Annotated in this window: 6 protein-coding genes; all 6 read right to left on the bottom strand. The window is 76.8% G+C overall.

Going from position 1 to position 5,719, the window contains the following annotated elements; genetic code table 11:
* On the bottom strand, positions 1–303 hold a 303-nt coding region (locus VGB14_02175), incomplete at its 3' end, for a hypothetical protein (protein HEX9991714.1).
* 3 nt (positions 304–306) lie between these two features.
* Complete coding sequence (locus tag VGB14_02170) at positions 307–1,122, bottom strand: hypothetical protein (protein HEX9991713.1); 816 nt, start codon at positions 1,120–1,122, stop codon at positions 307–309.
* Between the two features lie 285 nt (positions 1,123–1,407).
* Positions 1,408–2,244 carry a cobalamin-dependent protein gene (locus VGB14_02165; protein ID HEX9991712.1) on the bottom strand — a complete coding sequence of 279 codons (837 nt, stop codon included), beginning with the start codon at positions 2,242–2,244 and terminating at the stop codon, positions 1,408–1,410.
* A gap of 349 nt (positions 2,245–2,593) precedes the next feature.
* On the bottom strand, positions 2,594–3,358 hold the full coding sequence (locus VGB14_02160) for an LLM class F420-dependent oxidoreductase (protein ID HEX9991711.1): 765 nt from the start codon (positions 3,356–3,358) through the stop codon (positions 2,594–2,596).
* A gap of 571 nt (positions 3,359–3,929) precedes the next feature.
* A complete protein-coding gene (locus tag VGB14_02155; protein HEX9991710.1) occupies positions 3,930–5,186 on the bottom strand; it encodes a Glu/Leu/Phe/Val dehydrogenase in 1,257 nt (418 codons plus the stop codon).
* Positions 5,187–5,467: 281 nt separating this feature from the next.
* The coding region (locus VGB14_02150; GenBank protein ID HEX9991709.1) for a hypothetical protein at positions 5,468–5,719 on the bottom strand (252 nt) is incomplete at its 5' end.

Below are 5,719 nucleotides of genomic sequence, written 5' to 3'. Positions count from 1 at the left end.
TCCGACCGCGACCTCCTCGACCGCGGCCACCACCGGTTCGAACGCGCGCGCGTCCCGGCCCGGATCGTCGGCCACCGCGATCAGCTGCGGGCAGCGGGCCTGCGCCTCCCGCCGCCGCAGCCCGAGCCGCACCCCCTCGCTCCTCGCCGCCGGCGAGCAGGCCACGACCCGGTTGGCGTGCACGACGGCGACCGGGTCGCCGGGCCCGTGGCCGGCGGCCACGACCGGCCAGTCGGGGCACCACGCGACGAGCGTGCGCACCGACGCCACCACGTCCTCCGCCACCTGGGCCACCAGCGTCACCGCCTACCCGACCTGCCGGGCCCCGGGGAGGATCGGCACCGGCTCGGCGAGCGACTCGACGGCGGCGACGGCGCCGTCCGGGCCGGGCAGCCAGAGCGCCGCCCGCCGCACGCGAGCGGCGGCGCGCCGCCCGCCAGCCTCGACCTCGACCCGGCGGGCGCGGAGGTGGCCGGCGCCTCCGGCGATCCCCTCCCACCTCGCCGCCGTCACCACGAGGCGGACGTCGGCCCCGTCCGGCCACGCGTCACCCGTCGCCGCCCCGACGGTCGGGAGCAGGACGAGGACCGACCCCCGCTCCCTGGCCCGCGCCGCGAGCCGGCGGGCGTCGCCCAGCCGGACGCGGCGGTCGACGTGCACGACGACGACGTCCACGGCGTCGACGAGCGCGGCGACGACCGGCGCCCACGCGTCGGGGGCGATCTCGGGCACCACGGCGACCCGTTCCAGCGCCACGCCGAGCTCGGCCGCCGCGAGGAGCCCGAGCGACGGCGCGCCGACGACCGCCGTCCACGACCCCGCCGCCGAGGCGCCGGCCACCAGCGCGAGCGCCAGCGCGGTGGCGCCGCCGCCGGCGTCGACCGAAGTGTCGGGTTCGGAGCGGGGACCCGCCGCGGGGTGCCACCGCCGGCCCCGGTCGGGCGACGGTCGGGGCGGCGCATGGCCGCCGCGGGACGACGCCGGCCAGGCCTGGGCCCGGGTGGGCGACGCCCCCACCGCGACGACGGTGCCACGGCGGAGGCCACCGTCGGGCAGGAGCTCGCCGATCGCCGGAAGGACGGGCAAGACGTGCTCGCCGGCGAGGGCGACCGGCCGCGCCACGTCGGCGGCTCGCCGCAACGCAGCCATCGCCCCCGGTGCCCGCTCCGCTCGTGCCACGGTGCTACTATCGAACACATGTTCGGTGCGGTCAAGGGCGAGTGGCTCGCTCGGCACGGTCGCCAGGCGACGTCGTCGCCGGGCACCAGCATCGCGATCGTGCGGACCGGGCGTCGACTCGGCGACGTCGTCGCTCGCCTCGCCGGCCTCCTCGCGTCGCTCCTCGCCTGCCGGTTCGGTGTGGTGCGACGTCTCGCCGCCGGCTGGCGGCGCCCGGCGGGCCCGTCGTCAGTGGCTGCCGTCGCCGTCCCGGGCGAGCAGCTGCTCGAGGAGCGCGACGGCACCGCGGGCGTCCGGGGCCCAACCGTCCGCGCCGAGCCGCCGGGCGTGGTCGTCGTCGGCCACGCCCGCGCCCCCGACGACCACCGGCACCCGCACCGCTCGTCGGACCGCCCGGATCGTGCTCGTGAGCGCCCGGTCGCGACCGCCGATCGTCGAGCTCACGCCGACGGCCACCAGGCGGTCCGACTCGCTCGCGGCGACGGCGAAGGACGCCGTCGGCACGTCGGCGCCGAGGTTGACGACGGCGAACCCCGCCACGCGCACCACGTCCGCCACGAACGCCACCGGGATCGAGTGGCGCTCGCCGGCCACCGCGCCGATGACCACCGTCCCCCTCGTCCGACCCCGTCGCGAGAACCGGGGGGCGAGCCGCCCGATGATCCCGTCGACGATCACGGACGCCCGGTGCTCCGCGGCGACGTCGATCTCGCCCGACGCCCACCGCTCGCCGATGCAGACCAGGGCCGGGGTCATCACGCCCAGGTACACCTCCGCCAGGTCGGCGCCGCCGGCGAGGGCGGACTCGACGACCGACCAGGCCGACGCGGCGTCGCCGGCAAGGAGGCGGGACTCGAAGCGCTCCGCCCACGGTGCGCGGCGCGCCCGGCCGGCGGGCTTCGGGTGCCCCCGGAAGGCCTCGAGGTCGGCCAAGCGGACCCGCCACTCCGCGCCGTCCTTCCGGGCGGGCAGGAGGCCGAGACGGACGTAGCGGTACGCCGTCATGTAGTGCACGCCGAGCCGCTCGGCGGCCTCCTGCAACCTCAGCTCGACGCGTGCGGGCATCCGCCCTCCATCTCGTGGACCCCTTTCAGCAGGAAATCAAACCCCAGCGAGCGCTGCCCGGAACGAGTCGGACGGGGCGAGGATCGGCGACGACGCGCCGTGCCGTCCTCCTGGCGGCGGGCCCGTACGGCGGAGGACGACCGAAGGCTCGGCCGGCGACGAGACGGCGGCGACGATGGCCCTCGGGAACGGGTCGCCGAGCGACGCTCTGCCAGACCTGCGGGGGCGGCCGCGCCTCCGAGCCCACGGAGCGCTCGGCCAGCCGGCCGCGCGCCAGTCGAGGCCTCGTCTCGTCCGGGCGCCGTCCCGCCCGTTCCCATCGCTCCGCCCCCGCCCGGGACTCGCCGACCTAGCCCTGGGCCGCCGCGAGCAAACGCTCGACGTCCGACAGGTCGAAGGGATGCCCCAGCCCGATCAGCAGGTGGCTGGCCTTGGCGTCGAGGTACTCGTCGAGGTGGTCGAAGTCCTCCGGCACCCGGATCTCCACCGTGCGCTCGATGCTCGACGGGTCGCGGCCGATCCGCTCGCACCATTCGTCGAGGACCGCCGACTTGTGGGCGAACTTCTCGGGTGGCCCGAACGTGTTCCATGCGTCGGCATGCTCGGCGACGAGGCGCAGGGTCACGCGCTCGCCACCGCCCCCGATCAGGATCGGCAGCTCACCGATCGGCGGGGGGTTCAGCGCCGCCAGCCGTGAGCGGATGCGGGGCAGGGCCGCGCCCAGGGCCCGCAGCCGGCCGGGCGCGTCGCCGAACTCGTAGCCGTACTCGGCGTAGTCGCGCTCGAACCAGCCGGCGCCGATGCCGAGGTACATCCGGCCGCCGCTCAGGTGGTCGCAGGTGCGGGCCATGTCGGCGAGGAGCTCGGGGTTCCGGTAGGAGTTGCAGGTGACGAGCATCCCGAGCATCGCCCTGCTCGTGTCGACCGCCATGGCGGCGAGCAGCGACCACCCCTCGAAGTGGGCGCCGTCGGGCGGGCCGTAGAGCGGGAAGAAGTGGTCCCAGGTCCAGATCGAGTCCACACCCAGCTCATCGGCCGCTCGCCACGCGGCGCGGAGGTCGTCGATCGACGTGTGCTGGGGGTGGAGCTGGACGCCGACCTTGAACCGAGCCATGACCAGACAGCATGACGCACGCGGAGTCACAGCGCGGTCGATCCAGCGCACAACGAACCTGCGATGCGAACGCTCGCCCCCGCATCCCGTCGGCGACGCGAGCCGGCGCCGCTGCCCGAGGGCGGACGGCGCTCACGGCTGCACCGCTGCGCGGCAACGCGGGCGTCCGCGCCTGCCGGTGCGGGCCGTCGCCGACAATGCCGCGTCGCGCACCGCCACCGGCGATGTCGCGTCGCGCGCCCTCACCGGCGATGCCGCGTCGCGCCGTCGGGCGCCGACGACGCCGCGTCGCGCGCGCTCACCGGCGGTGCCGCGCTCGCGCGCGCTCGCCGGCGATGCCGGGGTCGGCCGCCCGCACCCGGCGATGCCGCGCTCGCGCGCCGCCGTCTGCGATGCCGCCGTTGCGCCGCCTGGCGTTGACGACACGGCGAGCAGGGACCCGGGCACTGCCGACCCGCGCGGTCGGGTGACGCACGGCGCGCCGTCGCCAGGCGACGCACGACGGTGCGGCTTGGCGGACGTGCGGCGTGCCCGTCGCGGCCGGGCCGCTGCCGGGCGTCCCGGCGACCCCTTACGGGAACAGGCCGCGAGCGGCGATCGCCTCGGCCACCCGCTCGACGGCGACGACGAACGCCGCACGGCGCAGCGACACGCCGAGCATTTCCGCCCGGGCCCACACCGACGTGAACGCCTCGTCCATCGTGTGCCGGAGGCGCTCGGCGACGAGCTCCTCGTCCCAGGCGTAGCCCTGCCGGCTCTGCGCCCACTCGAAGTACGAGGCCGTCACCCCACCGGCGTTGGCCAGGATGTCCGGCACGACGACGATGCCCTTGCGGTCGAGGACGGCGTCGGCGTCGGGCAGCGTCGGGCCGTTGGCGGCCTCGACGATCAGCTTCGCCTCGATGCCCTCGGCGACCCCCGCGTCGATCACGCCGCCGAGCGCGGCCGGCACGAGCAGCTCGCACTCGGTGCGGAACAGGTCGTCGGGGTCGAGCACCTCGGCGCCCGCGAACCCGGCCACCGAGCCGGTCGCCTGGGCGTGCTCGGCGAGCCCGGGGACGTCGATGCCGCCGGCGTTGAACACGGCCCCGCCGACGTCGCTCACGCCCACGACCCGCATGCCGGCCGAGTGGAGCAGGAAGGCGAGCGGCCCGCCCACCTTGCCGAACCCCTGGATGACGACCCGGCTGCCCGCGAGGGGCATCCCGAGCTCGGCGAACGCCGCCCTCGTGCACACGACGACGCCGGCCGACGTCGCGCCGGCATGGGTGCGCGTGCCGCCGATGGCCGTCGGCTTGCCGGTGACCGACCCGGGCAGGTGGACGCCGAGGCTCATCGACAGGGTGTCCATCAGCCAGGCCATGACCCGCCCGTCGGTGTTGACGTCCGGCGCCGGGACGTCCTTGTCCGGCCCGAGCAGGGGCATGACCTCGTAGGTGTACCGGCGGGTGAGGCGCTCGAGCTCGGAGAGCGACAGGCGGGTCGGGTCGCAGCGCACCCCGCCCTTTCCGCCGCCGAACGGGAGCCCGGCGATCGCCGTCTTGAACGTCATGTCGGCGGCCAGCGCGGTGATCTCGGCAGCGTCGACGGTCGGGTGGAACCGGATCCCACCCTTCGCGGGGCCCCGGGTCGTGTCGTGGTGGACCCGCCAGCCCTGGAACACCTCGACGGACCCGTTGTCCATCCGCACGGGGACCGACACCTCGAGCACGCGCCGGGGCCGCCGCAGCAGGCGGTGGACGTCGGGGTCGAGGTGGGCGAGGGCGGCGGCGTCGTCGAGGCGGTCGAGCACGGCGTCCCACGCCGTCGACCCCGACCGCTGGCTCACCGGGGCGACCGTGGTGACGCCCGCGTCGCTGGCGGGCGGCGGCGACCCGGGGGCGACGGCCCCGTCGCCGCGGCGTCGGTCATGCGCGACGGCGCCGCCGCCTGTGGCGCCGGGGCCGGCCGCATCGGTCCCGGCCGCAGCCGGAGCGCCACCAGCGGCCCCGGGGGCGGCCGCATCCGAGCCGGCCGCAGCCGAGCCGGCCGCCGCCGTAGCGGCGGCGGGGCCGGCGGACGGGTCGGAGTCGGACGGGTTGGGCTCGGCGTCGGATGTGGTCGCGGTCGTCACTCGGTGGGGGCCACGAGCTCCTCGTCGGCGGGAGGCCGCACCCCCTCTCGGTAGTAGAGGAACAGGTCGCGGATCACGTCCACCATCGCCTCGGGGTGGGCGCCCTTGCGGAGGTCCACCGTGACGACGTTCCCGTTGGCGTGGACGGCGTCGACCTCGCCGGTGTCGAACAGGCGTCGGGCGAGCTCGTCGACCGGCCGCACGCCCGTGGCGGCGGCCCGGCTGGTGTACCGCTCGTGCCCCACCCC

This window comes from Acidimicrobiales bacterium (assembly GCA_036399815.1).
GTDB lineage: Bacteria > Actinomycetota > Acidimicrobiia > Acidimicrobiales > DASWMK01 > DASWMK01.
The sequence above is the reverse complement of the archived record's forward strand: the minus strand, read 5'-3'. Positions and strand labels throughout refer to the sequence as shown.